Source organism: Mesorhizobium sp. M7A.F.Ca.CA.002.15.2.1 (assembly GCF_003998715.1).
Taxonomy (GTDB): Bacteria; Pseudomonadota; Alphaproteobacteria; order Rhizobiales; family Rhizobiaceae; genus Mesorhizobium; species Mesorhizobium ciceri.
On the sequence record NZ_RZPI01000705.1, the window covers coordinates 1 to 2794 of the forward strand.

Annotated in this window: 3 protein-coding genes; 1 reads left to right on the top strand and 2 read right to left on the bottom strand. The window is 62.8% G+C overall.

What is annotated here, in order from left to right:
- Both ENZ74_RS27885 and ENZ74_RS27890 read right to left on the bottom strand, forming a co-directional pair.
- On the bottom strand, window positions 1-597 hold a 597-nt coding region (locus ENZ74_RS27885), incomplete at its 3' end, for an FAD-dependent monooxygenase (protein WP_127313150.1).
- A gap of 19 nt (window positions 598-616) precedes the next feature.
- Window positions 617-862 carry a zinc-finger domain-containing protein gene (locus ENZ74_RS27890; protein WP_013532417.1) on the bottom strand — a complete coding sequence of 82 codons (246 nt, stop codon included), beginning with the start codon at window positions 860-862 and terminating at the stop codon, window positions 617-619.
- A gap of 211 nt (window positions 863-1073) precedes the next feature.
- Here ENZ74_RS27890 and ENZ74_RS27895 point away from each other — a divergent pair.
- A partial coding sequence (locus ENZ74_RS27895) for an RNA degradosome polyphosphate kinase (protein ID WP_127313151.1) occupies window positions 1074-2794 on the top strand: 1721 nt, incomplete at its 3' end.

A 2794-nucleotide genomic window follows, 5' to 3' on the forward strand; every position in this document is an offset into this window, starting at 1 on the left:
GGTCGCGCGCCAGGCCAGTTCGCCGGAGAAATGGTTTCTTGGCGAAGCCGACCCCTTGGCCGAGTCGACAAGTGGGCGCACCGATGACCAGACGCCATCGGCCCCGACCAGCAGGAAGCCCTCCGCCTCGATGGTCTTGCCGTCGATCTCGGCCGTCGCCGTGATGCCATGCGGGCCGGAGGCAACGTCGCCGATGCGCGCGCCGGTGGTGAGATGGATATCCGGCACCTCGGCAACGCGCGCGGTCAATGCGCTCTGCAGATCGGCCCTGTGCGCGACGAGATAGGGTGCTTGCCAGCGGGTTTCGGCGGCTTGCCCCAGCGGCACGCGCGCCAGTTCGCGCAAGGTCGCGGCCTTCTTCAACACCACGGCTTGCGGCCGCACCGCTGCCGGCAGCAGCCGGTCGAGCACGCCAAGCTGGCGAAGGATGCGCGTCGCGTTTGGAGAGAGCTGGATGCCGGCGCCGGCAGCTTCCAGGCGCTGCGCCTGTTCGAACACCCGAACCGCGTAGCCGCGCGAGGCGAATGCAAGGGCTGCGGTCAATCCGGCGACACCGGCCCCGGCGACGACAATTTGCCGGGAACGCGTGTCGTTCATCGGGCTGGTCGCGAAAGTCTCAGGCGGCCTGTTCGATGTAGATGCATCCGGCCGGCAGCGTTTCCGTCGCCTTCAGCTTCGGCGAATAGCGGTAGAGCGTCGAGCAATAGGGACAGACTTTTTCATTGTCGTCGCCCATGTCCAGAAACACATGCGGGTGGTCGAAAGGCGGATTGGCGCCCGTGCACATGAATTCCTTCACGCCGATGTCGATTGCCGGATAGCCCGCATCGTTCTGAAAATGGGGAATGGAACCGCCTGCCATCGTCGTCTCCTTAACGCAGTCTCGTCTGCATCTGGATCATATCAGGCCTCTTTGCAAGTTCGATGAAATCAAACTGTCGCAAAAGCCTGTCAGAGGATAAGTTAAGCCGGTTAACCCATGGCCCGAAAACCGATTTCGGTTTCCGGGAGGGACCATGGGTCGCTAGAGTGACTGGCTAGCCGGCTTGAGCGGGTGTGGAAGAGCGGGAATCATGAACGAACTGAAGCCGGTGCAGAACGAATTCGTGGATGTCGAGGTGGCTCGCCCGGAAGGCGGCAACCCGGACCGGTTTGTCAACCGCGAGTTTTCCTGGCTGCAGTTCAACCGGCGCGTTCTCGAGGAGTCGCTGAACCTCAATCATCCGCTGCTGGAGCGCGTCCGCTTCCTGTCGATCTCGGCCGCCAATCTCGACGAGTTCTTCATGGTCCGAGTCGCCGGTCTTGCCGGCCAGGTGCGCGAGGGCATCACGCTGAAGAGCCCCGACGGCCGCACCCCCGAACAGCAGCTCGAACAGCTGCTGCGTGAGGTCGAGCGGCTGCAGGAAGACCAGCAGAAGAGCCTTTCGGCGCTCACCGTGCTGCTCAACAAGGAAGGCATCGAGAGCATCACCCGCGATGCGCTGACCAAGGACGAGAAAATCTGGCTGGAAGACCATTTCCAGGAACAGGTTTTCCCGGTGCTGACCCCGCTGTCGATCGACCCGGCGCATCCGTTCCCGTTCATCCCCAATCTCGGCTTCTCGATGGCGCTGCAATTGCGCCATCGCAAGAATGGCGAGGAGATGAGCGCGCTGCTGCGCCTGCCGGTGGCGCTGAAGCGCTTCATCCGTCTGCCGGACCGCAAGCATCATGTCCGCTTCATCCCGCTGGAAGAGGCTGTCGGCCTCTATATCGGCAAGCTCTTCCCCGGCTACGAGGTCAAGGGCTCCGGCACGTTCCGCATCATCCGTGACAGCGATATCGAGGTCGAGGAGGAGTCCGAGGACCTCGTGCGCCTGTTCGAAACGGCGCTGAAGCGGCGTCGGCGCGGATCGGTGATCCGCATCGAATTCGACAGGCTGATGCCTGGCGAATTGCGCGATTTCGTCGCCGGCGAGCTTGGCGTGTCGTCCAGCCGCATCAGCGTCTTGACCGGTCCATTGGCGCTCAGCCAGATTTCCGAGATCGTCGCCGTTCCCCGCGACGACCTGAAATTCACGCCCTACAATCCGCGTTTTCCCGAGCGCATCCGCGAGCATGGCGGCGATTGTTTCGCCGCCATCCGCGAGAAGGACATCGTCGTCCATCACCCTTACGAATCCTTCGATGTGGTGGTGCAGTTCCTGCGCCAGGCAATGGCCGATCCGGAGGTGGTGGCGATCAAGCAGACGCTTTACCGCACCTCCAACGACAGCCCGATCGTGCGCGCGCTGGTCGACGCGGCCGAGGCCGGCAAGTCGGTCACCGCGCTGGTCGAGCTCAAGGCGCGTTTCGACGAGGAAGCCAACATCCGCTGGGCGCGCGACCTGGAGCGGGCCGGCGTGCAGGTGGTGTTCGGATTTCTCGAACTGAAGACACATGCGAAAATGTCGCTGGTGGTGCGGCGCGAGGACGGCAAGCTGCGCAATTACGTGCACCTCGGCACCGGCAACTACCATCCGGTCACCGCACGCATCTACACCGACCTGTCCTTCTTCACCACAGATCCGACGATTGCCCGCGATGTCGCCCAGCTGTTCAATTTCATCACCGGCTATGCCGAGCCGACGGACGAAATGCGGTTGGCGATCTCGCCGTTCACGCTGAGAAGCCGCATCCTGAAGCACATTGCCGACGAGATTGCCTACGCGGTGCAAGGCAAACCGGCGCGCATCTGGATGAAGATGAACGCCCTCGTCGATCCGATCATCATCGACGCGCTCTACGATGCCAGCCGCGCCGGTTTGCCTTGCAC